The sequence below is a fragment of the Micromonospora sp. WMMA1363 genome, assembly GCF_030345795.1.
Lineage (GTDB): Bacteria > Actinomycetota > Actinomycetes > Mycobacteriales > Micromonosporaceae > Micromonospora.
Genome location: NZ_JAUALB010000001.1, coordinates 2956056 through 2981595, shown reverse-complemented (window position 1 = coordinate 2981595; position 25540 = coordinate 2956056). Strand labels below are relative to the sequence as shown.

21 protein-coding genes are annotated in these 25540 nt (G+C 73.0%); 17 read left to right on the top strand and 4 right to left on the bottom strand.

Annotated elements, in window-relative coordinates; all coding sequences use genetic code 11:
- Positions 1–91: 91 nt before the first annotated feature.
- Positions 92–811, bottom strand: a complete 720-nt coding sequence (locus tag QTQ03_RS13670; RefSeq protein WP_289278357.1) for a hypothetical protein — start codon at positions 809–811, stop codon at positions 92–94.
- Positions 812–1140: 329 nt separating this feature from the next.
- Between QTQ03_RS13670 and QTQ03_RS13665 the strand changes: the two genes are divergently transcribed.
- The 14 genes from QTQ03_RS13665 to QTQ03_RS13600 all read left to right on the top strand — a co-directional run bounded on the left by QTQ03_RS13665 (position 1141) and on the right by QTQ03_RS13600 (position 17437).
- On the top strand, positions 1141–1917 hold the full coding sequence (locus QTQ03_RS13665; protein WP_289278356.1) for a GNAT family N-acetyltransferase: 777 nt from the start codon (positions 1141–1143) through the stop codon (positions 1915–1917).
- Complete coding sequence (locus QTQ03_RS13660) at positions 1914–2822, top strand: lysophospholipid acyltransferase family protein (protein WP_289278355.1); 909 nt, start codon at positions 1914–1916, stop codon at positions 2820–2822. The genes QTQ03_RS13665 and QTQ03_RS13660 overlap by 4 nt, the downstream gene beginning before the upstream one ends.
- A 63-nt stretch (positions 2823–2885) precedes the next feature.
- On the top strand, positions 2886–3587 hold the full coding sequence (locus QTQ03_RS13655) for a response regulator transcription factor (RefSeq protein ID WP_289278354.1): 702 nt from the start codon (positions 2886–2888) through the stop codon (positions 3585–3587).
- Positions 3584–5152: a sensor histidine kinase gene (locus QTQ03_RS13650; RefSeq protein WP_289278353.1), complete on the top strand. Its 1569-nt coding sequence runs from the start codon at positions 3584–3586 to the stop codon at positions 5150–5152. The genes QTQ03_RS13655 and QTQ03_RS13650 overlap by 4 nt, the downstream gene beginning before the upstream one ends.
- A gap of 62 nt (positions 5153–5214) precedes the next feature.
- Positions 5215–6786 carry a S1C family serine protease gene (locus QTQ03_RS13645; protein WP_289278352.1) on the top strand — a complete coding sequence of 524 codons (1572 nt, stop codon included), beginning with the start codon at positions 5215–5217 and terminating at the stop codon, positions 6784–6786.
- 128 nt (positions 6787–6914) lie between these two features.
- Complete coding sequence (locus QTQ03_RS13640) at positions 6915–7580, top strand: BON domain-containing protein (RefSeq protein WP_289278351.1); 666 nt, start codon at positions 6915–6917, stop codon at positions 7578–7580.
- A 105-nt stretch (positions 7581–7685) separates the two neighbouring features.
- Complete coding sequence (locus QTQ03_RS13635; protein ID WP_502889757.1) at positions 7686–8834, top strand: glycosyltransferase family 4 protein; 1149 nt, start codon at positions 7686–7688, stop codon at positions 8832–8834.
- Positions 8835–8924: 90 nt separating this feature from the next.
- Positions 8925–9755: a patatin-like phospholipase family protein gene (locus QTQ03_RS13630; protein ID WP_289278350.1), complete on the top strand. Its 831-nt coding sequence runs from the start codon at positions 8925–8927 to the stop codon at positions 9753–9755.
- The gene (locus QTQ03_RS13625; protein ID WP_289278349.1) at positions 9755–10771 is read left to right on the top strand and encodes a 1-acyl-sn-glycerol-3-phosphate acyltransferase; all 1017 of its coding nucleotides are present in this window, start codon (positions 9755–9757) and stop codon (positions 10769–10771) included. Before QTQ03_RS13630 ends, QTQ03_RS13625 begins: the two co-directional genes overlap by 1 nt.
- A gap of 9 nt (positions 10772–10780) precedes the next feature.
- A complete protein-coding gene (cutA, locus tag QTQ03_RS13620; RefSeq protein ID WP_289278348.1) occupies positions 10781–11101 on the top strand; it encodes a divalent-cation tolerance protein CutA in 321 nt (106 codons plus the stop codon).
- Between the two features lie 149 nt (positions 11102–11250).
- Positions 11251–14715, top strand: coding sequence for an SCO7613 C-terminal domain-containing membrane protein (locus QTQ03_RS13615; RefSeq protein ID WP_289278347.1), 3465 nt, complete (start codon positions 11251–11253; stop codon positions 14713–14715).
- A 135-nt stretch (positions 14716–14850) separates the two neighbouring features.
- On the top strand, positions 14851–15903 hold the full coding sequence (locus QTQ03_RS13610; protein ID WP_289278346.1) for a fatty acid desaturase family protein: 1053 nt from the start codon (positions 14851–14853) through the stop codon (positions 15901–15903).
- A gap of 92 nt (positions 15904–15995) precedes the next feature.
- The gene (locus QTQ03_RS13605; protein WP_289278345.1) at positions 15996–16289 is read left to right on the top strand and encodes a 4a-hydroxytetrahydrobiopterin dehydratase; all 294 of its coding nucleotides are present in this window, start codon (positions 15996–15998) and stop codon (positions 16287–16289) included.
- Complete coding sequence (locus QTQ03_RS13600) at positions 16286–17437, top strand: FHA domain-containing protein (RefSeq protein WP_289278344.1); 1152 nt, start codon at positions 16286–16288, stop codon at positions 17435–17437. Before QTQ03_RS13605 ends, QTQ03_RS13600 begins: the two co-directional genes overlap by 4 nt.
- Positions 17438–17496: 59 nt before the next feature.
- Here QTQ03_RS13600 and rocD read toward each other — a convergent pair whose 3' ends face one another.
- Both rocD and ddaH read right to left on the bottom strand, forming a co-directional pair.
- On the bottom strand, positions 17497–18711 hold the full coding sequence (gene rocD, locus QTQ03_RS13595) for an ornithine--oxo-acid transaminase (RefSeq protein ID WP_289278343.1): 1215 nt from the start codon (positions 18709–18711) through the stop codon (positions 17497–17499).
- The gene (gene ddaH / locus QTQ03_RS13590; RefSeq protein WP_289280815.1) at positions 18708–19523 is read right to left on the bottom strand and encodes a dimethylargininase; all 816 of its coding nucleotides are present in this window, start codon (positions 19521–19523) and stop codon (positions 18708–18710) included. The genes rocD and ddaH overlap by 4 nt, the downstream gene beginning before the upstream one ends.
- Before the next feature lie 592 nt (positions 19524–20115).
- On the opposite strand from ddaH, the gene QTQ03_RS13585 reads away from it, so the two are divergent.
- Positions 20116–20934, top strand: a complete 819-nt coding sequence (locus QTQ03_RS13585) for an Fpg/Nei family DNA glycosylase (protein ID WP_289278342.1) — start codon at positions 20116–20118, stop codon at positions 20932–20934.
- A gap of 39 nt (positions 20935–20973) precedes the next feature.
- Here QTQ03_RS13585 and QTQ03_RS13580 read toward each other — a convergent pair whose 3' ends face one another.
- Positions 20974–22353: an FAD-dependent oxidoreductase gene (locus QTQ03_RS13580; RefSeq protein ID WP_289280814.1), complete on the bottom strand. Its 1380-nt coding sequence runs from the start codon at positions 22351–22353 to the stop codon at positions 20974–20976.
- A 160-nt stretch (positions 22354–22513) separates the two neighbouring features.
- Here QTQ03_RS13580 and QTQ03_RS13575 point away from each other — a divergent pair, with 160 nt between their 5' ends.
- Entirely contained in the window at positions 22514–23938 is a 1425-nt protein-coding gene (locus QTQ03_RS13575) for a carbohydrate-binding protein (RefSeq protein ID WP_289278341.1), read from the top strand.
- 197 nt (positions 23939–24135) lie between these two features.
- Entirely contained in the window at positions 24136–25506 is a 1371-nt protein-coding gene (locus QTQ03_RS13570) for a chitinase (protein WP_289278340.1), read from the top strand.
- Positions 25507–25540: the final 34 nt, after the last annotated feature.

Here is a 25540-nt window from a genome sequence, read left to right as displayed (position 1 = left end):
ACTCGTTTGGTCCATCTCACGCAGGAGGCTGGCCGCAACGACCACCCGTTCGGTCGACGTTGGTAGGGGGCCGGACACCCGCCGAATCCGGTCAACCGGGGACCCTGCCGGCTACCGCGATCCAGGTGGCGCGGGCCCAGGCGAGCAGGGTGCCGTCCGGGGAGTACAGGCTGCTGTGCACCTCGGCCTTCCGCCCCTCGGCGCCGGCCAGCGCACCGGTCACCACGCACTCGTCGCCCGGTTCCGGCAGCGCCGCGACCACGGCGGCGATCCGACCCAGGACGTACGGCCGGCCGGGCGCGATGACCGACCACCCGCCGGGACAGTCCAGTGCCGCCCAGACGGTCACCGCGTCGGCCTCGTCCGGCACCCGGAACGGCGCGGCGGTCCGGCCGTCGGGCAGCGGGCCGGGAAAGATCCGCAGACCGTCGAGGCGCTTCGGGCCGCAGACGAAGCAGTCAGGGAAGGGATGGTCCACCAGTCCCGGGTACGCGGCCGCCGCAGCCCGTGCGGTGGCGAGGTCGACCGGGTCCACCACGGAGCGGAACTCCGGCACCGACCGGACCTCGGCGACCAGGTGGCCGGCCGGGTCGCGGACCTCGACCCCGTGCCGGGTCAGCGGGGTCTCCAGCGGGGGAGGGCGGCGTAGGGTGACCTCCATCAGCCCCGCGGTGCCGGCGGGCTCCGGCGTGGGCTCAGCCGCGCCGGGTCGGCGGTGCCGTGGGCCCTCCGCCGCGACGGCGAACGTTCCCGCGCTCCATCCGCCGTTGCCCGAGCCCGGTGGGCCGTTGAACCGCGAACCGATGATCATCCCTGCACCTCCGGTCGTCGGCTCCGGCCCCATCGCCGGTCCGCAGTCGCCGAATACGGCCGCCTCCGGCAGCCTGCCACGCCACCGACGGACCGATCACCCCCACCCCCGCCCCGCCCCGGTTCGGTCGACCGCCCGGACCGCTCGTTTCCCGTCCGTATCGGCCGGACCATCCCGCTGGGTGGCCCGTCGCCGGCTTCCGGGCTGCCCGCGGCCCCACCTGGGCCGGCCGTCCACGGACGGCCGGGAGGCGGGACGCCCACCGTAGTTCACCAGATTGACACTCCTGACCCCGTGACTTGGCAACCCGCGCCCCTTACACAGAATCCATGGCCGTTCTGCCCGCCGCTGGCGTACCCCTCACGACCAGCGGATACACGCTGCTGATCGCCGATGACCCGACCCAGGTCTCGGCCGCGCAACGACTGCGTCACGAGGTGTTCGCCACCGAGTTGGGCGCCACCCTGCGCCCCGGCGGTGCAGGCCTCGACGTCGACGACTTCGACCGGTACTGCGACCACCTGCTCGTGCGGCAGGAGACCACCGGCGAGGTCGTCGGCACGTACCGACTGCTGCCACCCGGGCGCGCCGACCGCCGGTACGCCGAGGACGAGTTCGACCTTGCCGCCCTCGACCCGCTGCGGGACAACCTGGTCGAGGCCGGCCGGTCCTGCGTGCATCCGGACCACCGCTCCGGCGCGGTGATCAACCTGATGTGGGCCGGGATCACCCGCTACCTGCACCTGCGTGGCTCCCGCTGGCTCGGCGGCTGTGCCTCGGTGCCGGTGGCCGACGGCGGACGCGCCGTCGCCGAGGTGTGGGCGCTCGCCCAGGCGAAGCACCTGGCTCCACCGCCGCTGCGGGTCAGCCCGCTGCGGCCCTGGTTCGCCGAGCCTGGTGTGTCGGCCGCGGGCGCGGTCGGCGGAGCGGCGGGCCGGGCACTGATCCCGCCGCTGCTCCGCGGCTACCTGCGCCTCGGCGCGTGGGTGTGCGGCGAGCCGGCGTACGACCCGGACTTCGGCGTCGCCGATTTCTACATGCTCTTCTCCCTGGATCGGATGAACCCGCGCTACCTGCGGCACTTCCTGGGCGGGGCGGAGCAGTGATCGCCGCCGGCTACGACCTCTGGCGGCCGACCTCGGGGTGCGGCCCGACCTGCCTGCCGGTGCCGGACGAGGTGCCGGCGGTCTCCACCGCCAGGCGGCTGGGCCGGACGACGACCGGGCTCGGGATGCTGCTCGGCGGGGCCATTCTTGCGTTGCTTCTTCCGGTGCTGCCGGCGCGCGAGCGGCAGGTCGCGATCCGGGGCTGGGCCCGGGCCACCGCGCGGGCGCTGGGCGTGCGTCTGCTCGTCCGGGGCCGGCTGCCCCGGCGGCGTGCCCTGCTGGTCGCCAACCACGCGTCGTGGCTGGACATCCTGGCGGTGCTGGCGGTGTCCCCGGCCCCGATCGTGGCCAAGAGCGAGGTCCGGGCCTGGCCGCTGATCGGGCAGCTCGCCAGCGCCGCCGGGACGGTCTTCGTGGACCGGTCGCGTCCCCGGGATCTGCCCCGCACGGTGGCCCGGCTGGCCGGCGTGCTGCGCTCCGGCCGGCCCGTCGCCGTCTTCCCGGAGGGCACCACCTGGTGCGGTGACGCAGCGGACTGCCGGCCGGGTGGTGGCTTCCGGCCGGCGATGTTCCAGGCCGCGGTCGACGCGGGCGCACCGGTGGTGCCACTGCGGATCGGCTACCGGTGCGCCGTCACCGACGCCACCACCACCGCGGCGGGGTTCCTCGGCGACGAGACCCTGTGGCAGTCGGTACGGCGGGTGCTCGCTGCTCGCGACCTCGAGGTGTCGGTGACGATCATGGGCGCCCTGCACCCGACGGCCGACGCCGACCGGCGGATACTGGCGCGGGCCGCCGAGTCGGCGGTGCACCTGGTGCCGGCCCGGGTGTCGAGTCCAGCCCGGCTGCGCCCGCTGCCCCGGCGCCCGGTGCTGGTGGAGCGGGAGCTCGACCTGGCCGCGTGACCTCACAGGGTCCTTTCAGTAACCGCCCAGGCCGGGTGCAGCCGGAGCGGGGATGATGACCCCATGGCCGCTACCCAGACCGAGGCGCGACTCCTCGTCGTCGAGGACGATCCGAACATCCTCGAGCTGCTCTCCGCGAGCCTGCGGTTCGCGGGCTTCGACGTGACGACCGCCACCAGCGGCAGCGCCGCGCTGAACGCCGCGAAGGACTATCGCCCCGATCTGGTCGTGCTCGACGTGATGCTGCCCGACCTGGACGGCTTCGAGGTCATCCGGATGATGCGCGAGGGGGGTACCCGGACGCCGGTGGTCTTCCTGACCGCCCGGGACGCCACCGACGACAAGATCCGTGGACTCACCCTCGGCGGCGACGACTACGTCACCAAGCCGTTCAGCCTGGAGGAGCTGACCGCGCGGATCCGGGCGGTGCTGCGCCGCACCAGCACCGGCGAGCAGGCCCCGTCCCGGCTCACCTTCGCCGACCTGGAGCTGGACGAGGAGACCCACGAGGTGTACCGGGCGGGTCAGCGGGTGCAGCTGTCGCCGACCGAGTTCAAGCTGCTGCGCTACCTCATGCTCAACGCCAACCGGGTGCTGTCCAAGGCGCAGATCCTCGACCACGTGTGGAACTACGACTTCCGGGGCGACGACAACATCGTCGAGTCGTACATCTCGTATCTTCGGCGCAAGGTCGACACCACCCAGCCCCGGCTGATCCACACCCTGCGCGGGGTCGGGTACGTGCTACGCAAGCCGGCGGCGTGAGCGTCGTCCAACAGGCGAAGGTCGGGCTGCGCGGCGTCCCGCTCCGGGTCAAGCTGGTCGTGGCGGTTCTCGCCCTCGTCGCCCTCGCGCTGTTGGTCATCAGCTCCCTGACCGCGTACCTCCTCCGCAGCTACCTGGTCGGCCAGGTCGACGCCGAGCTGAGGGGATCTGCGCGCAATCTTCAGGTGGAGGGAATCCAGGGGGTGGTAAGCGCGCAGCCATCCGGCAAATTGGGCTTCCCGACGGACTACCTGCTGGTCTTCGAACACGCGGGAACCGGTCAGCTGGTGGCGGTGTTCGACGGGCAACGTTTCACCGCCGCCGACCTGCCGCGTCTACCCGCGCAAACCGAGGAGTTCGCGCGGCTCGGGGGTGCACCGCACACTGTCCCGGCGCAGAGCAGCCACACCCGTTGGCGCGTCCTCTACACGGAGCTGCCCGGCGGAGAGTGGGTGGCGATCGGGCAGCACCTCACCGACGTGGACAAGGCCGTGAAGCGGTTGGTGTGGATCGACATCCTGGTCGGCACGTCGGTGCTGATCCTGCTCGCGTCGATCGGCGCGGCGATCGTCCGGACCAGCCTGAAGCCGCTGGTGCAGATCGAACAGACCGCCGCCGCCATCGCCGGCGGCGACCTTACCCGCCGGGTTCCCGACCCGGAGGCGGGGCAGGAACATCCCACCTCGGAGCTGGGACGGCTGGCCCGCACGCTCAACGCGATGCTGACCCAGATCGAGGCGGCGTTCACCGCCCGAGCCGCCTCGGAGGCCGCCGCCCGGGCCGCGGAGTTGACCGCTCGGGACGCCGCGGCGAACGCCCGCGCCTCCGAGGCCCGGGCCCGGCGCTCCGAGGAGCGGATGCGGCAGTTCGTCGCGGACGCGTCGCACGAGCTGCGGACCCCGCTGACAACCATCCGGGGCTTCGCCGAGCTGTACCGGCAGGGCGCCGCGCGCGCCCCCGAGCAGACCGCCGACCTGCTGCGCCGGGTCGAAGACGAGGCGGCCCGGATGGGGCTGCTGGTGGAGGACCTGCTGCTGCTGGCCCGGCTGGATCGCGAGCGTCCGCTCACGTTGGCCCCGGTGGAGCTGCCGGTGCTGGCCACCGACGCGGTGGAGGCCGCCCGGGCGGTGGCGCCGGGCCGCCGGATCGAGCTGGAGATCGTGTCGGGCTCCGGACCGCTGGTCGTGTACGGTGACGACGCGCGGCTGCGGCAGGTGATCGGCAACCTGATGACGAACGCCCTGAGGCACACCCCGACGGACGCGTCGGTGACCCTGCGGCTGCGGTCCGAGCCCGGGAACCTCGCCGTGGTCGAGGTCGCCGACACCGGCCCCGGGCTGTCGCCGGAGCAGGCGGAGCGGGTCTTCGAGCGCTTCTACCGGGCGGACGCGGCCCGGACTCGCCGGGCCGGCGACAGCACCAGCACCGGCCTCGGACTGGCGATCGTCGCTGCGCTGGTCGCCGCCCATCATGGCACGGTCGAGGTGGACGACACCCCGGGCGGGGGCGCCACATTCCGGGTCCGGCTGCCGCTGGTGCCGGGCGCGGACGGCGACGACGTGTGACTTTCAGCCAACCTTCAGGTGGGTTCCAGGCTGGTCGCAGTGGCAGGAGAGAAGGTGGATCCATGACCGAGTACGAGTCCGACCCGCTGCGCCGGCCGGCCCCCACCGACGCCGAGCCGTCGCAACCCACCGCCGAGCTGCCCCGCGACGAGCGCGCGCAGTCCGACTCCGCCCCGATCACCCCGGGTGTCCCGGCCAGTGCCCCCGACGCCGCTCCGGGCGGCACCCACCCGGCCGCCGCTCCGGACGGCACCGGGCCGGACGCCGCGCGTACCCCCGAGGTGCCGGCTGTCGTCGACAGCCCGGTCGGCCCCGGTCCGGCCGCCACCGACGGCCCCGGTGGCGTCGAAACCCCGCCCCCCGTCCCGGCCTACCCGGTGGTGGGTGCCGCCCCCTCGGCCGGGTACCCCTACGCCGCGTCCGGCTGGCAACAGGGCCGTCACCCGGGTGTGCCCTGGTACACCGGCCAGCAGCAGCCCGGCTGGAGAGGGGGCCAGTCGGGCGGGTACCACCCGGGACAGCCGCACCACCTCACCGGGCAGCCCGTGCCGCCGTGGGCGGCGCCGCAGGCCAGCCCGCCAGGGCCGGGCCCGGGGCGGGTGGTGAAGTTCGTCGGCGCGGGCGTCGCGGTGCTTGCCCTGATGTTCGGCTCCGGCGTCGCCGGCGGCGCTCTCGCGCTCGCCCTGGGCGGCGACTCCGGCATCACCCGCACCTACTCGGCCGCGCCGGTCATCAACAGCGCGGACCTGCCGCGCATCGCCGCCTCGGTGCAGCCGAGTGTGGTGTCGATCGCCACCGACAACGGTGAGGGCTCGGGCGTGATCCTCAGCGACGACGGTTTCGTGCTGACCAACAACCACGTGATCGCCTCGGCGAGCGGTGACACCGTTCGGGTGATCTTCGCCGACGGCGAGACGGCCCAGGCTCGCATCGTCGGCACCGACCCGAAGACCGACCTGGCTGTGGTGCGAGCCTCCGGGGTCAGCGACCTGAAGCCGGCGACCTTCGGCGACAGCGACGCCATGCAGGTCGGCGACCAGGTCCTCGCTCTGGGCAGCCCGTTGGGTCTGCAGGGGTCGGTGACCGCCGGCATCCTCAGCGCCCGGGACCGGACCATCCAGGCCGGCGGTTCGCAGCAGGACCCGCGCCAAGGGGTGACCTCCATCGCCGGGCTGCTCCAGACCGACGCGCCGATCAACCCCGGCAACTCCGGCGGCGCCCTGGTCAACACCCGCGGTGAGGTGATCGGCATCAACACCGCGATCGCCACCGCCGGGCAGGGCAGCACCGGCAACATCGGTGTCGGGTTCGCCATCCCGAGTAACAAGGCGAAGGACGTCGCCGGCAAGCTCCAGCGGGGTGAGAAGGTCAGCCACCCCACCCTGGGGGTCAGCGTGAACCGGGCCGAGGGCGGCGGGGCCCTGGTGGCTGCCGTCACCCCGGGCAGCGCCGCCGAGCGGGCCGGTCTGCAGCGCGGCGACGTGATCGTCCGGTTCGGCGACAAGGTGATCAACGACTCGGATGACCTCGTCGCCGCCGTGCAGGCCGGCAAGGTGGGGGACCGGGTCGAGCTGACCTACAAGCGCAACGGGGCGGAATCGACGGCAACCGTGACGCTCGCCGAAGCGTCCTAACGGTTACGGAACTTTCCTCCTCCCGCCGCACCCTTCCGTGGCGGTTCACCCGGTCCGGGTGAACCGCCGTCACCCGTACGCCGGGCACCGTCGAGCCGAGGATCGGTGAGACGTACGGGAGGGAAGCGATGGCCAGGGCCGACCAGACCGACGCGCAGATCCAGCGGGACGTGCTGGCGGAACTCGTCTGGGATCCCCGGGTCGAGCCGCAGGAGATCGGGGTCACCGTCGACGACGGCGTGGTGACGCTGACCGGCTGGGTGGACGCCTTTGCCCGAAAGTGGGCGGCGACCCGCTGCGCGCAGCGGGTCCGCGGCGTCCGGGCGGTCGCCGACGACCTGGAGATCCGGCTCACCGGGGATGAGCAGCACACCGACGGGGAGATAGCGATCGCGGTCAGCCGGGCGCTCGAGTGGGACAGCTTCGTGCCGGCCGAGCGGTTGGAGGTCACCGTCGCCAACGGGTGGGTGATGATCCGGGGCGCGGTGGAGTTCGGCTGGCAGCGGCGGACCGCCGAGGCCGAGGCCCGGCGACTGCGCGGCGTGCGCGGGGTGACGAACCTGGTCCAGGTGCGGCCGGCCGCCCGGCGCGATGGTGAACGGATCCGGCGGGACATCCAGCGGGCGCTGCTGCGTGGGATCGGCACCGAACGGGTGAACGTCGAGGTCGACGGGGACACGGTGGTCCTCGGCGGCGTGGTCCGTTCGTGGTGGGAACGGGACCAGGCCGAGCGGGTGGCGTGGTCTGCCGAAGGTGTCCGGGCCGTACGGGATCAGCTGCTGGTCGGGGGATGAGTGCCCGTCTTGTCCGGTTTAGTCGGGTCGCCGCCGGGAAACCGCCCCCGGTCGGGTCGGCCCCCGGGCGGCGACGGAATCCGGCGCCGGCTGACGGCGATGGCGATGGCGCACACCAGGTACCGACGGGGAGGGCGCGTGGCGGTGAACCACCGGGACCGCTCGGTCGAGCGGCCGCTGCGGATCGCGATGGTGGTCCCGCCGTGGCTGTCGGTACCCCCACCCGGCTACGGCGGGCTGGAACAGGTGGTTGCCGGCCTGGTGGACGCGCTTGTCGAGCGCGGGCACCGGGTGACCCTCTTCGGCGCGGGAGAGGGCCACGGCACGACCGCCAGCTTCGTCTCCACCATCGCCGACCTGCAGTACGACCGGCTGGGCGAGGCACTGCCCGAACTGGCCCACCTCGCCCACGTCAACCACCTGATCGGCCCCTCCGACTTCGACGTCATCCACGACCACACCACCATCGGCCCGCTGGTGGCGGGGCGGCGGGCCGTGCCGACGGTGGCCAGCGTGCACGGCAACCCGGTGGGCGAGTACGGCACCGTGCTCAGCGACACCGACCGGGGGGTGGGCCTGGTCGCCATCTCGCACGCCCAACGGCGGCTCAACCCGCGGCTGCCCTGGGTCGGCACCGTGCACAACGCGCTGGACATCGCCGGCATCCCGAACAAGTCCACCCCGGCCGACCATGGGCCGGTGCTCTGGCTGGCCCGGTTCAGCCCGGACAAGGGGCCGGACATCGCCATCCGGGCCTGCCGCACCGCCGGCCTGCCGCTGGTGCTCGCCGGCAAGTGCAACGAACCCGCGGAGCGGCGCTACTACGACGAGGTGATCCGGCCGATGCTGGACGACGACGTCACGGTGGTGCTCGACGCCGATCGGACGGCCGCGCTGCGTCTGCTCGTCGACGCGCGGTGCCTGGTGATGCCGATCCAGTGGGAGGAACCGTTCGGCATGGTGATGCTCGAGGCGATGGCCACCGGGACGCCGGTGGTGGCGTTGAACCGGGGCGCCGTGCCGGAACTGGTTCGCCCCGGGGTGACCGGCCTGACCCGCGAACGGGCCGCCGAACTTCCCGGAGCGCTGCGCGCCGCGACCGAGCTCGACCCGGCGGCCTGCGTCGCCCACGTGGCGGAGAACTTCTCCACCGCGCGGATGGCGGCCGACTACGAGGCGGTCTACCTCCGGTTCACCGCCGCCGTGACCGTCCCCGGTGGCATGCGCGGGCCGACCCGCGTCGCGCTGCGTTGAGGGTGCGCATGGCGCTGCTGGTTCCGTGGTGACCTTCGGCGGGCGTGCGACGCGGCTCGTGCCAGGATGACTCGTGCCAGGATGAACGGCATGGCGCGGGGACCGGTGGCGTTCGTACTCGGGGTCGGCGGCTTCCTGGGCGCGGTCGAGGTGGGAATGCTGCGGGCCCTGTTCCGCGCCGGGATCCAGCCCGACCTGGTACTGGGAACGTCCATCGGGGCGGTGAACGGTGCCCTGGTGGCCGCCGATCCCACCGAGGCGGTCACCGATCGCCTGGTCCGGCTCTGGGCGTCGCCGAAGGCGAGCGAGGTGTACGGCGGCTCGCTGGCCCGGCAGTTGCGCCGGTTCGCCGTGCACAACCACCTCTATTCCCCGCGTCCATTGCGCAGGATGTTGCAGAACGAACTGGGGGAGCAGACCACCTTCGCCGACCTACGGGTGCCCTTCCGCTGCTGCGCGACGAACATCGAGCGTGCCATGGAGCACTGGTTCGACAGCGGGCCGGTGGTGCCGGCCGTGGTCGCCAGCGCTTCCGTGCCGGGGTTGCTGCCGGCGGCCTGTATCGATGGTCGTCACTATATTGACGGTGGGATCGTCAATTCGATCCCGATCAACGAGGCAGTGGCGGCCGGGGCGAGGAGGATCTTCGTCCTGCACATGGACCGGGTCGAACGCGAGCTGAGCCCGCCCCGACGTCCGTGGGAGATCCCGGAGGTCACGTTCGAGATCGTCCGCCGGCAACAGTTCGCCCGGGAGCTGTCGGCGGTGCCGGTCGGAGTGGAGGTGCACGTGCTGCCGACCGGTGGTTCACAGCCCGGCGACGAGTCGCCCCGGGCGGACCGGGACATGGCGACGGTGGTGCGGCGGATCAGTCGGGCGTACACCGCCACCCGTCGCTACCTGACCCAGCTGGACCTCTGATGCCGCCGCCGCCCCGGTGGCTGCGGCGGCTGCTGCTCGCACCCGGCGTGGTGCTGCTCGCCGTCGCGATGGTGACCACGGTACCGGCGTGGGCCCTGCTCGCCCTGGCCGCCTCGCCGTTGGTGCCGGGCCGGCTGCGGCCGCTGCGGCTGCTCTGGATCGGCGCCGTCTACCTGGTCTGGGACGCGGCGGCGCTGCTCGCGCTCTTCGGCCTCTGGGTGGCGTCCGGCTTCGGCTGGCGGGTCCGGTCCCCGGCCTTCCAGCGGGCGCACTATCGGCTCGCCGGGTGGTTCTTGCGGGTGCTGTTCTGGCAGGCCCGGTGGACGCTGCGACTGTCCATCGAGGTGGTCGGCGCCGACCCGGACACCGCGCTGGCCGGCTGGCCGGAGCTGGTGCTGTGCCGGCACGCCGGCCCAGGCGACTCGTTCATCCTGATCCACGCGTTGGTGAACTGGTTCCGGCGGGAGCCGCGGATCGTGCTCAAGGGCAGCCTGCAGTGGGACCCGGCGATCGACGTGCTGCTCAACCGGCTGCCGACCCGCTTCCTCGCGCCCGGCCCGGACGGCTGCGGTTCGGTGACCGAGCAGATCGGACGCCTGGCTACCGGTCTGGACGACAACGACGCGTTCGTGATTTTCCCCGAGGGGGGTAACTTCACCCCGAAGCGCCGGCTGCGGGCCATCGAACGGCTGCGCGAACTCGGCCACGAGCTGATGGCGCTGCGGGCCGAGCGGATGCGGCACGTGCTCGCCCCGCAGCCCGGTGGGCTGCTGGCCGCGCTGGACGCCGCCCCCGACGCCGGCGTCATCTTCGTGGCGCACACCGGTCTGGACCGGATGCTCACCGTCGTCGACGTGTGGCGGGAACTACCGATGGACAAGCGGATCGTGATGCGCTTCTGGTCCGTTCCCCCGGAGGACGTGCCGGCCGGTCGGCAGGAGCGCATCGACTGGCTTTTTGACTGGTGGGCGCGGATCGACGCGTGGATCGCGGCCAACCGGAACGGTCCCGCGTAGGGTGCGGTCGTGGACGAGATCTGCGTGGTGACGACGGTTGTGGACGCGCGTTCCGTGGCCGACGTGCTGGCGGCTGCGGCGGTCGCCGGGCGGTTGGCGGCCTCCGCCCAGGTCAGCGGCCCGGTGCACAGCACCTACTGGTGGCGGCAGGGCGTGGAGACCAGCACCGAGTGGTCCGTGCGGTTCAAGACCGCCCTCGACCGGGTCGCGGCGCTGGTCGAACAGCTCCGCGCCCGCCACCCATACGACGTGCCGGAGATCGTGGTGGCCCGGGCGGGGAGCGGCAACCCCGACTACACCGCCTGGGTGTACGAGCACACCCGTCCCTAGCCACGAGTTCGGCCGGGCCTGCCGGCAGACCCCGGCGAAGCCGGGCGGCCGGTAGCAATCTCCCGCCTTGTCGACGGGTGGACAGGGCGGCAGGGCACGTAGGTACGCGCACTCTGTTCCGGTGATCTCCGTCGGTCGAGGATGGCGATGTGGAAAACGCCGCCTATCCCTGCCCCGCCTGCGGTGCGCCGGCCGATCTGGTTGCCGGATGCTCCGGGTGCGGTCGACCGCCGTACCCGCCGGCCGCCGAGGTGATCCGGTTGGACCGGGAGATCGCCGTCCTCGGTATGGAGGTCGAACGGGCCCATCGGGCGTACCAGGAGGTCACGGACCGGCTGGGAGCGGCCCGACGGCGTCGCGAGGAACTGGCCGCCGCGGTCCGGGCGGCGTTCCCGGTGGCGGGCCGTCCGAAGCCCGATTCGGCCGGCCCAGGAGCATCCGTCCCGTCCCGGCCCGGTGGCGCGGAGACGTCCACCCGGACCGTGCAGGGTGTGCTCTTCGTCCTGGGTGGACTGCTGTTGGGGATCGCTGCCGTCGTCTTCACGGCGGTGGCGTGGGCGACGGTCGGCGTCGCCGGGCGGGCACTGATCCTGGCGGTGGTCACCGCGGTGACGCTCGCCGTGCCGCTGTGGGCGGTGCGGCGGGCGCTTCGGGGGACCGCGGAGACAATCGCCGCGGTGGGTGGGCTGTTGGTGCTCCTCGACGGGTACGCCGCCTGGACGGTGGACCTGGGCGGGGTGGCCGGCTGGCCGGGCACCCGGTACGCCGCGCTGGTCGGGGGGGCCAGCGCGGCGGTCGCCGCAGGATATGCCCGGCTCAGCCGGCTGACCGGGCCGTGGTTCATCGCCCTGGTCGCGGTGCAGCCGGTGCTGCCGCTCGCCGCGGCCGAGTTCCAGCCGTCGGCCGGGGGTTGGGCGGTGTTGCTGGTCGGGCAGGCCGTCGTGAACCTGCTGGTCGTGGCCGCGCTGAGGTGCGTCAGGACGTCCACCAGGGGATCAGCCGTTTCGGCCGGCCGTGCCGTCGCCTGGCTCGGGTACGCCGTGACTATGGTTCTCGCCGCCGGTTGCGGGCTGGTGCCGCTGGCGGTTGGGCGGTTCGCCGGTACACCGCTGCTCGCCGGGCTTCCGCTGCTGCAGGTGGCGGTGACCCTGCTGGCGGCGGCGGTACTGGCGGGTCACCGGCTGTTCCGGGACATCGCCGCCGGGTTGCTGGTGCCGACGCTCGCTGTCGCTGCGCTGCGGCCCGCCGCCGAGCTGCGGGAGGGGCTGCTGCTGGCCCTGTCGGCGCTGGTCGTTCTCGCTCTCGCTGGCGGGGTTCGGCTCCTTCCGCCCGGGTGGCGTGGCGGCCCACGAGCTGGGGCGCTGGTGGTGGCCGGCGTGCTGGCACAGGTCACGGCGGTGACGGTCGCGGTTCTCGCCAGCGGTGCGGTCGCTCGCTCGTTCCCGCCGTGGCGGGGCGCGGGGCCGGGGCCGGCGCTTGCCTGGGGGTGGCAGCTTCCGGTCGCCGCGGCGGCGACCGTGGTCGCGGTCGGCCTGCTGCTGCCCCGGGCCGCCCGGCTGCCGCTGGCGACGGTCGGTGCCGCCGTGACGGTGCTCGCCGCGCCAGCCGGGTGGGCGGCCGTGCCCTGGGTGGCCGTGGTGGCGCTGGACCTCGCGGCGGCGGTGGGACTGCTCGCCGTCGCGGTCGGCCGCCGGCCCGCCGGGCCGGGACGGGTGCTCAGCTCCGCGGGGGCCGGGGCGGTTCTGCTCGGGCACGCCCTGCTCGTCGGCCTGGCCGCACCGAGCGGTGCCGGGGCGGCACTGGCGGTGACCGGGGCGGCCGGCCTCGCGGTCGCCGCCCTCGGTCGGCGGCGGGGCGCCGTCCAACGTGCCGTCGCGGGGGTTGCGCTCACCACCGCGCTACTCGTCGTACCGGCTGGTGCCGCCCTGGCGGCATTCGCCGGTGGCGCGTCACCGTGGTGGCAGGCCCGGACGGCGCTCGCCGCCGCCGCGCTGTTGCCAGCGGCGCTGGTCGCGGTGCGTCGGCACTGGCCGGACCTGCGCCGGTATGCCTCGACCGCGCTCGCCGCGGCGGCGGTGCCGGTCGGCGTCTCGCCGCTGGCGGTACCGGGGGACGAACCGGTGGCGCCGTACGCCGCCGCGGCGGCCCTGCTCGCCGCGGCCGGCCTCGTGCTGGCGGGCGGCAACCCGCTCCTGCGCGCCGCCGGAGTGGTCCTGTCGGTGGTGGCGGTCGCCGTGCTCGTGCCCGTGGTGCTGGCCACCCTGCTCGCCCCGTACGGCGGGGTCTGGTCCGGGGCGCCGGCAGTCGGGTCGGTTCCGGACGCGGTACCGGCGGGACCGGCGTTGTTGCTGCTGGGTGCGGCCGTGGCGACCGGCCGCCTGCTGCCCGCCCCCGGCCGCCCCGGCACGGGCGGTGCGGCGGCCGCCGGCGCGTGGTGGCGGGGCGCACCGGCGGCGGCGCCGTTGCTGGCCACGGCCCTCCCGGTGCTGCTCCGGGCGGCGGGTGCGCCGTGGCCGGTGGTACCCGCCGGTACCCTGCTACTCGGGTGTGCCGCGGTGCTGGCCGCCGCGCTGCTCGAGCCGCGTCCGCTGCTACTCCCGGTCGTCCTGCCGCTCGGGCTGGTCTTTACCGGATCGGGCCTGTTTGGGCTGCTGGCCACCCGGGCCGGGACGCTCACCGGCCTCGGCACGCTGGTGGTGACCGCCAGCGTGGTCGCGATCGCGGCCCGGCCGGTCGCGGCGCGGCTGGCCGGCTGTCTCGCGGCGGCGCTGGCCGCGACGGCCCTCGCGGTCGCCGTGCCGCTGGCGGGTGGACTGCCGCTGCGGACCGCGGCGTTCACCGTGCTCGCCGTCGCGGTGTGCCTCCTCGCCGCGGCCGCGGTGGTGGCTCCCACGACGGCGGGCGGAGCGGCCACGGAGGGGACGGCGGCGGCCGGTAGGCCCGCCATGGCTGCCGTGGGGCAGGCGCTGGACGCCGCCGCGCAGGGCGTGGCGCTGGTCGCGTTCCTGCTCGCCGCCGGCGCGCTGCGGCACGCCGCCGCGGTCTGTGCGCTCTGGGGTGCCGCCGTCGGCCTGCGGCTGCTGCGTCGGGGCGAGCCGGTCGCGCGGCGCTGGGCGTTCGCCGCCGTCGTCGGGGGCAGCGAACTGCTCGGCACCTGGCTGCTCCTGGCCGCCGGGGGCGTCGCGGTGCTGGAGGCGTACACGCTGCCGGCGGCGGCCCTGGCCCTCGCGGCGGGGGCGGCGGCCCTGCGGACCCGGTCCGATCTGACGAGTTGGCTGGCTCTCGGGCCGGGTCTTGCCGCCGGTCTACTGCCGCCCCTCGCGTCGGTGTTGGTCGCGCCGGACCCACAGCCGATGCGGCGACTTTTGCTCGGGCTCGCCGCGCTCGGGGCGGTGTTCGTCGGGGCCACCCGCCGCTGGCAGGCGCCGGTGGTGCTGGGCGCGCTGACCCTCACCCCGCTCGCGCTGCACGAGCTCGCCCGCACCTGGGACCTGTTGCCCCGGTGGATCTTCCTCGCCGCCGGCGGGCTCGCGCTGATCGGTCTGGCGGCCACCTACGAGCGGCGGCGGCGGGACCTGGCCCGGCTGCGGGCCGCGGTGGGCCGGATGGGTTGACCGCCGGTGGTGGTAGGGCGTGCCCCACCTCGGATCCGGGGGTGCGCAGGATTACCCGGTGTAATCGTCCACGGAAGACTCGGTGCCGGGGTCGGGCGACGGGCACGACCGCGGCCGAGGCAGGGAGCTGGGCATATGCGGGAACTCGTGGCGGAGCGACCGGGACGGCAGGGCAGCGACTACGCGGAGCTGTCCCGACGGATCCGCTCCGCGGGGCTGCTGGACCGGCGTCCGGGCCGGTACGGCGTTCGGATCGCGCTGACCGCCGGGTTCTTCGCGGCCGCCTGGGCCGCGGTCGTGCTGGTCGGGGACTCCTGGGCCCAGCCGGCGGTGGCCGTGCTGTTGGCGGTCGCCAGCACCCAGGTGGCCTTCCTCGGGCACGACGCCGGCCACCGGCAGATGTTCCGCCGGCGCGGACCGAGCGAACTGGTCGGCCTGCTCGCGGGCAACCTGGCGGTGGGGCTCAGCTACGGCTGGTGGGTGGACAAGCACAACCGGCATCACGCCAACCCCAACCACGTCGACGAGGACCCGGACGTCGGAGCTGGGGCGTTGGTCTGGACACCGGAGCAAGCGCGGGCGACCCGAGGCGTCGCCCGGTGGCTGGCCCGCTGGCAGGCGGTGCTCTTCTTCCCGATGCTGCTGCTGGAGGGTCTCCACCTGCACGTGGCGAGCCTGCGGGCCATTGTCGGCAGGGAACTGGACGGGCGGTTTCGCACACCGGTGCGCCACCGGGGTGTCGAGGCGCTGCTGCTGGCCGCGCACACCGGGCTCTACGCCGGCGCCCTGCTGCTGGTGATGTCTCCGGCGAAGGCGCTGGTCTTCGCGGCCGTTCATCAGGGACTGTGGGGGCTGTACATGGGATGCTCGTTCGCCCCGAACCACAAGGGCATGCCGATGCCCACCGCCGACGACGACCTGGACTTCCTGCGCAAGCAGGTGCTGACCTCGCGTAACGTGCGGGGCGGCCGGCTCGTCGACGCCGCGTTGGGCGGATTGAACCTCCAGATCGAGCACCACCTGTTCCCGAACATGCCGCGCGGAAACCTGCGTCGGGCTCGGCCGATCGTGCGGGCCTACTGTGCCGAGCGGGGCATCCCGTACGCCGAGGTGGGGCTGGTCGAGTCGTACCGGCAGGCGCTCGCGCACCTGCACGCGGTGGGCGGGCGGCCACCCGGGCGGTGGTGATCGGGTTGGCGGTAAGTCTCGGCCCGTCAGCGCGTACGTACCACAGCCTCGCTGGTCGACGCGGTCACGAGAGGTGCCGGTAGGGTCTCCCCATGGCAGACGTGCTCACCGCGGAGGCGGTGCGAGACGAGCTGAGCGGACTGCCCGACTGGTCGGGGGACCAGGCCGGGATCGCCCGCACCGTGGAGTTGGCCACTTTTACGGACGCCATCACGGTGGTGGACCGGGTGGCGGTGATGGCCGACGAACTCGATCATCATCCCGACATCGACATCCGCTGGCGGACGCTGACCTTCCGCTGCGTCACTCACTCGGTCGACGGCGTCACCCGTCGTGACCTGGATCTCGCCCGGCGGATCGACAAGATCGTGCGGGAGGTCCGATGAGATTCGAGATCAGCAAGGTGCTGGACGCCATCGAGGGGCGGGTCTGCACCGACCCCTCGTTGGCCCGGGCGGTGCTCGATCTGGCCGAGATCATCCGATACCAGGACATCGACGGTGGTCGGCCGGCCAGCTCGCTCCGGCTCGGCATGGTGATCGACGCACTCTCCCGGAAGCTGGCGGAGGACAGCGTCGCCGTCTACGCGGTGGTGCACCGAGGCATGCTCTCCGACGCCGACCTCACCTCGAACGAGCGCATGGTGGTGCGCCGTTGGGCCGACGACGGGCTGGTCGAGGTGCTCGACAACCCGGGCGACCGGATGCTGGAGGTGGCCGACCTGCTCGGCCTGCCGGTGCTCACCCGGGCCCGCCTCGATGGGCTGCGCGGGCGCTATCCGTGGGTGGCCGACCAGCCGGGCCGGGTGGCCGCCCCGGTGCCGGGCCCGGGCGGGCCGGCCTTCGTCGCCCACGTCGGCGGCGGGGACACGCCGGTCGCCGGGGACCGGTCTCCCGCCGGGGTCAAGCTGCTGGCGCGGCACTGGCGGTGCCCGGAGTCCGGGTGCGCGCTGTTCGGCCAGGGCGGGGGTGGGGGTGCCTTCGCCGACCTGGCCGCGGTGACCGAGCGTAGTCCGGCCAGCCAGCCGCCGCCGAGCCTGCGGGGCGGCGTACCGACCTGCCCACGGCACGGCGCCCGGCTCAGCGATGCCGGCCCGCGCCCCCGGTCGGAGGTCCTCGCGGTGCGGATCGGCGGCTTGATTCGCCGCCGGTTCGTGCTCACCGAATCCGAGCCGGTGCTGGTCGGCCGCGCGCCGGACGAGAACAGCGGGATCGTGCTCGGCCAGTGGCTCAACGACGAGGCCCGCCGGTGGATCAGCCGCAGCCACCTGAAGCTGGAGCTGCGGGTCGGCGAGATCATCGTGACCGACGTCAGCACCAACGGTTCCGGCATCCGGCCGGGCGGCTCGGTCGTCGAGGGGGAACGGATCCCACTCGCGCCGCGGCAGTCGCGGGTGCTCGCCGAGAACGACATGGTGGAGCTGTATCCGGGCGTGCAGGTCGGCCGCGCCGAGGAACTGCCGGCCGGCGCGCCGTACACCCCGGCGTCGGTGATGGCGGAGGCGCCGACGATGGCGATGCGGCTGCCGCGCTGACGGCCGCACGACGAAACGCGCCGGGTCCGTGGCCCCGGCGCGTTTCCTCGCGTGGGCGGTCAGCCGGCGAGGACGCCCGCCAGCTGGGCCACCGCGTAGTCGATCTCGTCGGCGGTGATGACCAGCGGCGGGGCGAGGCGGATGGTCGAGCCGTGGGTGTCCTTGGCGAGGACGCCGCGCTTCATCAGTCGCTCGCCGGCCTCCCGGCCGCTCATCAGCGCCGGGTCGATGTCCAGACCGGCCCACAGGCCCCGGCCCCGGACCGCGAGCAGACCCTTGCCGACCAGCGACTGGATGCCGGCGTGTAACCGGGCGCCCAGCTCGGCGGAGCGGCGCTGGAACTCACCGGTGGCGAGCAGCCGGACCACTTCGGTGGCCACCGCACACGCCAGCGGGTTGCCGCCGAAGGTGGAGCCGTGCTGGCCCGGCTTCAGGACGCCGAGCACTCCGGCGTCCGCGGCGACGGCGGACACCGGGACGATACCGCCGCCGAGCGCCTTGCCCAGCAGGTACATGTCCGGCACGACACCCTCCTGCTGGCAGGCGAAGGTCGCCCCGGTCCGGCCCAGGCCGGACTGGATCTCGTCGGCGATGAACAGCACGTTCCGCTCGGTGCAGACCCGGCGTACGCCCGGAAGGTAGCCCTCCGGCGGCACCACCACGCCCTGCTCGCCCTGGATCGGCTCCAACAGCACGGCGACGGTGTTCTCGTCGATCGCGTCGGTCAGCGCGGCCAGGTCGCCGTAGGGGACCACGGTGAAGCCCGGCGTGTACGGCCCGAAGTCGGCGCGGGCGTCCTCGTCGGTGGAGAAGCTGACGATGGTGGTGGTCCGACCGTGGAAGTTACCCTCCGCCACCACGATGTTCGCCTGGCCCGGGGTGACGCCCTTGACCTGGTAGCCCCACTTACGGGCCACCTTGATGCCGGTCTCGACGGCCTCGGCGCCGGTGTTCATCGGCAGTACCAGGTCCTTGCCGCAGAGCTGGGCCAGCTCGCGGCAGAAGTCGGCGAACTGGTCGTGGACGAACGCGCGGCTGGTCAGGGTCAGCTTGTCCAGCTGGTTGTGCGCGGCCCGGATCAGTGCCGGATGCCGGTGGCCGAAGTTGAGCGCCGAGTACCCGGCCAGGCAGTCGAGGTAGCGCCGGCCGTCCACGTCGGTCAGCCAGGCGCCCTCGGCCGAGGAGATGACCACCGGCAGCGGGTGGTAGTTGTGCGCGGTCCACCGTTCCGCGTCGCGGACGGCCTCCGGCGTCCGCAGCTTGCCCTCGATCACATGCTCGCCTTTCCCTGACGGAGCCGCAACGTGCAGCACTTCGGGCCACCGCCGGCCTTGCGCAGCTCGGACAGGTCGACCCCGATCGTCTCGTAGCCTCGGTCCCGCAGCTTCGCGGCCAGGTCGGTGGCCTCCGCCGGCAGCACCACGTGCCGGCCGTCGCCGACCGCGTTGAGGCCGAGCACCTCGGCGTCGGCCATGGTGGCCTGGATCGCGTCCGGGAAGAGCCGCCGCAGCACCGCTTGGCTGCCGGGGGAGAAGGCTTCCGGCAGGTACGCGACGGTCCGTTCGTCGAGCACGGTCAGCGCGGTGTCCAGGTGGTAGAAGCGCGGGTCGACCAGCTGCATGGTGACCACGGGGTAGCCGAAGACCTCCTGCAACTGCGCGTGCGAGGCGTGCGCGGTGCGGAACCCGGTGCCGGCGAGCAGGTGGCCGCCGGCCAGCAGGACATCGCCCTCGCCCTCGTTGACGTGCTTCGGGTCGTGCATCTGGAAACCGGCGGCCTCGAACCAGGCGCGGTACGCGGGTGCCTCGTCGGCGCGCTGCGGGTCGCGGAACTGCACGGCCATCGCCTTGCCGTCGATGACCGTACCGCCGTTCGCGGCGAAGACCATGTCGGGTAGGCCGGGCACCGGAGTGATCTCGTCGACGGTGTGGCCCAGGTCACGGTAGATCTGGCGCAGCTGCTCCCACTGCCTGATCGCCAGGCCGGCGTCCACCGGAGCGGTCGGGTCCATCCACGGGTTGATCGCATAGTCGACGGCGAAGTACGTCGGCCGGCACATCAGGAAGCGCTGGCTGGTGGCGTCCATCGTCATTGTCCTGCTCCCAGGGGTCGGGCGCGCCCGGCCACCTTCGGCCCGCGGGCTGGCGCCGTTGCTCAACGGTATGCGGCGCCAGCCGGAGGAATCCACCGTGGGAAGTTGCAAAACCCGGCGATCTGTTGCGTCTGCCGGTGATTGGACGGTGTTTTGTTGCAGCCAGCCGGGGATGGACCGCGTGCCAGACGGGGGCGACCGCATGCCGGGCGTGCCGACGTGTGCCAGGCGTGCCGACGTCGTACCAGGCGTGCCGACGTGTGCCAGGCGTGCCGACCGCATAGCAGTCGCGCGCGTGGCGCCAGCGGATAGCCCGGTGCGGGCGCGCACATCGACGGTGGTGAATCCGGGTCACACCGGTGGACCGTCCGGTTGGTGTAGGGGTGCACGGAGTGCCGGCCGCCGGAAACGTGACCCGTCGATGATTGGTATTCCTGACCGTCGTGTTGATGCCTCTCCGGAACACTCCTCGTCAGCGACATCGCCCGTCCCCGACCGGGACCACGGATCGCGTCCGACCGGGATCACGGATCGCCTTCGATCAGGTCACATGCCGGACGGCGACGCCGCTGGCTACCCTGGCGCGGTGCCAGAGGGACACACCATTCATCGCCTGGCGGCCCGGCACGCCGAGCTGTTCGCTGGGGACAAGGTGCACGTGGCGAGCCCACAGGGCCGTTTCGCAGAGGGTGCTGCCCGGCTCACCGGGTCGGTCCTGGAGGCTACCGAGGCGTACGGGAAGCACCTGCTGCACCACCACGCCGGCGACCTGATCCTGCACGTGCATCTGGGCCTGTACGGGAAGGTCGCCGACGGGGTCGGCGAGCCGCCGGAGCCGGTCGGGCAGGTGCGGTTGCGACTCACCAGCGACCGGCACTGGCTGGACCTGCGCGGTCCCAACGCCTGTGAACTGCTGACCCCGCCGGAGGTGACCGCGCTGCGCGGGCGACTCGGCCCGGATCCACTGCGTGCCGACGCCGACCCGGCGCAGGCGTACGCCCGGATCTCCCGGAGCCCGACCCCGCTCGCGGCGCTGCTGCTCGACCAGTCGGTGGTGGCGGGCGCCGGGCTGATCTTCGTCACCGAGGCGCTGTTCCGGGCCGGTTTGCCACCGACGATGCCGGGCCGGAGCCTCACCCGGGCGGCCTGGGAGCGGCTCTGGGCCGACCTGGTGCAGCTGATGCGGCGGGCTGTCGACCGTGGCCGGATCGACACGGTCCGGGACGCGCACCTGCCCGAGGTGATGGGCCGCGCTCCCCGCGTCGACCCGCACGGCGGCGAGGTGTACGTCTACCGCCGCCCCGGCGCGCCCTGCCACGTTTGCGCCACCCCGGTCAGCCGCCGTGGCCTCGTCGGCCGCAACCTCTACTGGTGCCCCACCTGCCAGCCCGCGCGACTCGGTTGATCATGAAGCTGCCGGCGGGCGCCGTCGGCTCGTTCGCCCTCACCGGCCGGTGGCGGCGAGGGCGTCGACGGCCTTACGGGCGGCGATCAGCACCGGGTCCCAGACCGGCGCGTACGGCGGGGCGTAGCCGAGGTCGAGGGCGCTCATCTCGTCCACCGTCATCTCGTTCCACAGGGCCACGGCCAGGGTGTCGATTCGCTTCGCCGCCTCCGACCAGCCGACGATCTGCGCGCCGAGCAGCCGCCCGCTGGGCTTCTCGGCGATCAGCTTGACCGTCATCGGGCGGCTGCCGGGGTAGTAGCCCGCCCGGTTGGTGGACTGGGCGATCACCGAGACGAACTCGAAGCCGGCCGCTGCGGCGTCTCGCTCGCGCAGCCCGGTGCGCCCGACCTCCAGATCGCAGACCTTGGTGACGGCGGTGCCGATCACCCCGGCGAACGTCGCGTACCCGCCGCCGATGTTGATGCCAGCCACCCGGCCCTGCTTGTTGGCGTGCGTGCCCAGCGGGATGTGCACCGGCAAGCCACTGACCCGGTGTAGGCACTCCACGCAGTCTCCGGCCGCCCACACGTCGTCGAATCCGGGCACCCGCATCCGCCGGTCCACGCGGATCGCACCACTGGGGCCGACCGGCAGCCCGGCGGCCGCGGCCAGCCCGACGTTGGGGCGAACGCCGAGGCCGAGGACGACCAGGTCGGCGGGGATCGGCCCCTCTGCGGTGACGACCGCGGACACCTGACCGTCCCGCTGCTCCAGGCCGGTCACCGCGAGGCCGGTGCGGATCTGCACTCCCAGGCCCCGCATCGCACCGGTGACCAGCTCGGCCATATCCGGATCCACTGTTGCCATCGGCTGCTCGTCGCGCTCGACCAGGGTGACCGACAGGCCTCGCTGGATCAGTGCCTCGGCCATCTCGACGCCGATGTAGCCGCCGCCAACCACCACCGCCCGACGGGGCGCCGGGTCCGCGTCCAGCCACTCCCGTAGGGCGGCGCCGTCGTCGAGGGTCTGCACGCCGAACACGCCGCGCGCGTCGGTCCGGGCCCAGCCCGGTTGGACCGGGGTGGCGCCGGTCGCGTACATCAGGGTGTCGAACCGCTCGCGGACCTCGCCGCCGCCCGTCAGGTCCCGGGCGACGACCTCCCGTCGGTCGAGGTCGATCCCAATGACCTCGTGCCGCAACCGGACGTCGACGTGGAACTCGTTCCGGAACGTCGTCGGGTCGCGGGCGATGAGCTGGTTCCGATCGGGCACGAGCCCGCTGATCCAGTACGGGATGCCGCACGCCGAGTACGACGTGAAGTGTCCCCGCTCGAACGCGACGATCTCCAGGTCGCCCGAGCCCCGGCGGCGCCGGGCCTGGGATGCCGCGGCCATGCCGGCGGCGTCGCCGCCGATGACGATCATCCGTTGCGCCACGAGGGTCATCCTGCCATGAGACGAGGGCAGTCGCGGGTCTGACCGGGACGAGCGGATGGTGGCGCTGTCATTATGAAGATCGATATTGACAACTTTGTGAACGGCACGTACAACTCTCGAGAGAGCGCTCTCTCGACCCGTCCCGCAGAGAGGCACAGCCATGCACACGCCACCCGGGGTGCCTGCCGCCCTGCCCGCACGACGCCGATTGCCACTGGTGGTGGCGCTGCTCGCCGCCGTCACCACCACCGCGCTGGCCGGTTTGACCGTCACCGCCAATGCCGCCGTACCAGCGCCCGCGCCCGGTTGGAGCCTGGTCTGGGGTGACGACTTCACCGGCGCGTCCGGCACCCTGCCGTCCTCCGCCAACTGGATCATCGACACCGGTACCAGCTACCCGGGCGGTCCGCCCAACTGGGGCACCGGGGAGATTCAGACGTACACCGCCAGTACCGCCAACATCAGCCACGACGGCGCCGGCAATCTGCGGATCACGCCGCTGCGCGACGCCGGCGGCGGGTGGACATCGGCTCGAATCGAGACCGTGCGCACCGACTTCAAGCCGCCTTCCGGCGGAGTGTTGGCGATCGAGGGCCGGATCCAGATGCCCAATGTGACCGGTGCCCAGGCGGCCGGCTACTGGCCGGCGTTCTGGGCGCTCGGATCGCCGTACCGGGGCAACTACCAGAACTGGCCGGGCATCGGCGAGTTCGACGTGATGGAGAATGTCAACGGGATCAACTCGGTCTGGGGCGTGCTCCACTGTGGCGTCGCCCCCGGCGGGCCGTGCGACGAGTTCAACGGCATCGGCGCCTCCCGGGCCTGCCCGGGTGCCACCTGCCAGTCGGCGTTCCACACCTACCGCTTCGAGTGGGACGCCTCGGTCAGCCCCCAGCAACTGCGCTGGTACGTCGACGGGCAGCTTTACCACACGGTCAGCCAGACCCGGGTCGGCGAGCCGTACTGGTCGCAGATGACCAGCCACGCCGGGTACTTCCTACTGCTCAACGTGGCCATGGGCGGAGCGTTCCCGAACGGCGTCGCGGGCGGCGCCACGCCGACCGCGGCGACCGTGCCGGGCCGGCCGATGCTCGTCGACTACGTCGCCGTCTACAGCCGGGGTGGCACCACCCAGCCGCCGACCACGCCGCCCCCGACGACTCAGCCACCCGGCGGGGTCCGGGACGCGTACGCCACCATCGAGGCCGAGTCGTTCGATGCTCAGAACGGTGTGGGCACCGAGGCGTGCTCCGAGGGCGGCGAGAACATCGGTTGGCTGAGTAACGGCGACTGGGCGCGTTTCGACAACGTCGAGTTCGGTGCCGCGCCGCCGCGGGACTTCGTCGCTCGGGTCGCCTCCGGCGCGGGCGGCGGCGTGAGCGGCCTGGTCGAGGTGCGCCTCGACAGTCCGACGAGCCCGCCGATCGGCAGCTTCGCCATTGCCGATACCGGCGGCTGGCAGGGTTGGCGCTCGGTGCCCGGCAACGTCGCCGGCCCCACCGGCCGCCGGACGGTCTATCTGACCTTCACCAGTGGCCAGCCTAACGATTTCGTCAACGTCAACTGGTTCACCTTCCGTCGCTGACGGGTCAGCGCGAGCGGGGCCGGACACCACGGCGCAGCCGGGTCGCAGGCCCGCCGCAGAGGCCCCTTGCTCGACGCCAGTGCGTCGGGCAAGGGGCCCTCTTGCGACCTGGACTGGACATAAACAGTTAACACTCTTAATAATAAGAAGTGTTGACGTAGATGTTTCTGGATGTTCGTCCGGGTGTGGAGGGTCGTATGAAGCGTTCCAGATCCCTGATCCTGTCCCTGGTCACCGTGCTGACCGCCGCACTCGGCGCGGCCTGGGTGGCGATGCCGGCGTACGCCGCTGGCCCGACAGCAACCTTTGCCAAGCTCTCCGACTGGGGCACCGGGTGGGAGGGGAAGTACACGATCACCAACGGGGGTGGCACCACCATCAACGGCTGGAGCCTCGCCTTCGACCTGCCGGTCGGTACGACGGTCGGCACCTACTGGGAGGCGCTGCTCAGCTCCTCCGGCCAGCGGCACACGTTCACCAACCGGTCCTGGAACGGCACCATCGCGCCGGGCGGCTCGGTCTCCTTCGGCTTCCTCGGCAGCGGGCCCGGCTCGCCGACCAACTGCCAGCTGAACGGCGCGGACTGCGGCGGTGCGCCCCCGCCCACGACGCCGCCGCCCACGACGCCCCCGCCCACGACGCCCCCGCCCACGACGCCCCCGCCCACCGATCTGCCCACGCACATCCTCACCGGGTACTGGCACAACTTCGACAACCCGGCGGTCGAGCTGCGTCTGCGGGACGTCCCCGCCGAGTACGACGTGGTGGCTGTCGCCTTCGCCGAGGCGACAGCCACCCCCGGCGCGGTGACCTTCGCTGTCGACCCGGGCCTCGCCGCATCGCTGGGCGGTTACACCGACACGGACTTCTCGGCCGACGTGCAGACGCTGAAGAGCCGGGGCAAGAAGGTCATCATCTCGGTCGGCGGCGAGGCCGGACGGATCACCGTCAACGACGCGGCCTCCGCGGTCGCCTTCAGCGACTCGGTCCACGCGCTGATCCAGCGGTACGGCTTCGACGGCGTGGACATCGACCTGGAGAATGGGCTCGATCCGACGTACATGGCGCAGGCCCTGCGGTCGTTGCGGGACAGAGTCGGCTCCGGTCTCATCATCGCGATGGCACCGCAGACCATCGACATGCAGAACCCGGCCACCGGCTACTTCAAGCTGGCGCTGGACATCAAGGACATCCTGACCGTGGTGAACACCCAGTTCTACAACTCCGGAGCGATGCTCGGCTGCGATCAGAGGTTCGCGTACAGCCAGGGCACGGTGAACTTCATCGTCGCGCTGGCCTGTATCCAACTGGAGGCCGGGCTGCGGCCGGACCAGGTCGGGCTCGGCCTGCCGGCCGGTCCGGGGGCGGCGGGTGGGGGCGTGGTCGCACCCAGCGTGGTCAACGCCGCTCTGGACTGTTTGACCCGGGGGACGAGCTGCGGCAGCTTCCGGCCCCCGCGTACCTACCCCGGGCTGCGGGGCGCGATGACGTGGTCGGTGAACTGGGACGTGACCAACGGCAACGCCTTCTCCCGCACCGTCGGCCCACACCTGGACACCCTGCCCTGACCGCACGAGGCCGGGCCGCGTACCCGCCACGGTG

Excerpts from the sequence above, each read along its gene's own strand:
- QTQ03_RS13610 (WP_289278346.1), top strand. The coding sequence starts at position 14,851 with ATGCGGGAACTCGTGGCGGAGCGACCGGGACGGCAGGGCAGCGACTAC.
- QTQ03_RS13655 (WP_289278354.1), top strand. The coding sequence starts at position 2,886 with ATGGCCGCTACCCAGACCGAGGCGCGACTCCTCGTCGTCGAGGACGAT.
- ddaH (WP_289280815.1), bottom strand. The coding sequence starts at position 19,523 with ATGGACGCCACCAGCCAGCGCTTCCTGATGTGCCGGCCGACGTACTTC.
- QTQ03_RS13570 (WP_289278340.1), top strand. The coding sequence starts at position 24,136 with ATGAAGCGTTCCAGATCCCTGATCCTGTCCCTGGTCACCGTGCTGACC.
- QTQ03_RS13645 (WP_289278352.1), top strand. The coding sequence starts at position 5,215 with ATGACCGAGTACGAGTCCGACCCGCTGCGCCGGCCGGCCCCCACCGAC.
- QTQ03_RS13605 (WP_289278345.1), top strand. The coding sequence starts at position 15,996 with ATGGCAGACGTGCTCACCGCGGAGGCGGTGCGAGACGAGCTGAGCGGA.
- QTQ03_RS13625 (WP_289278349.1), top strand. The coding sequence starts at position 9,755 with ATGCCGCCGCCGCCCCGGTGGCTGCGGCGGCTGCTGCTCGCACCCGGC.
- QTQ03_RS13635 (WP_502889757.1), top strand. The coding sequence starts at position 7,686 with ATGGCGCACACCAGGTACCGACGGGGAGGGCGCGTGGCGGTGAACCAC.
- QTQ03_RS13670 (WP_289278357.1), bottom strand. The coding sequence starts at position 811 with ATGATCATCGGTTCGCGGTTCAACGGCCCACCGGGCTCGGGCAACGGC.
- QTQ03_RS13600 (WP_289278344.1), top strand. The coding sequence starts at position 16,286 with ATGAGATTCGAGATCAGCAAGGTGCTGGACGCCATCGAGGGGCGGGTC.
- QTQ03_RS13575 (WP_289278341.1), top strand. The coding sequence starts at position 22,514 with ATGCACACGCCACCCGGGGTGCCTGCCGCCCTGCCCGCACGACGCCGA.
- QTQ03_RS13640 (WP_289278351.1), top strand. The coding sequence starts at position 6,915 with ATGGCCAGGGCCGACCAGACCGACGCGCAGATCCAGCGGGACGTGCTG.
- QTQ03_RS13630 (WP_289278350.1), top strand. The coding sequence starts at position 8,925 with ATGGCGCGGGGACCGGTGGCGTTCGTACTCGGGGTCGGCGGCTTCCTG.
- QTQ03_RS13665 (WP_289278356.1), top strand. The coding sequence starts at position 1,141 with ATGGCCGTTCTGCCCGCCGCTGGCGTACCCCTCACGACCAGCGGATAC.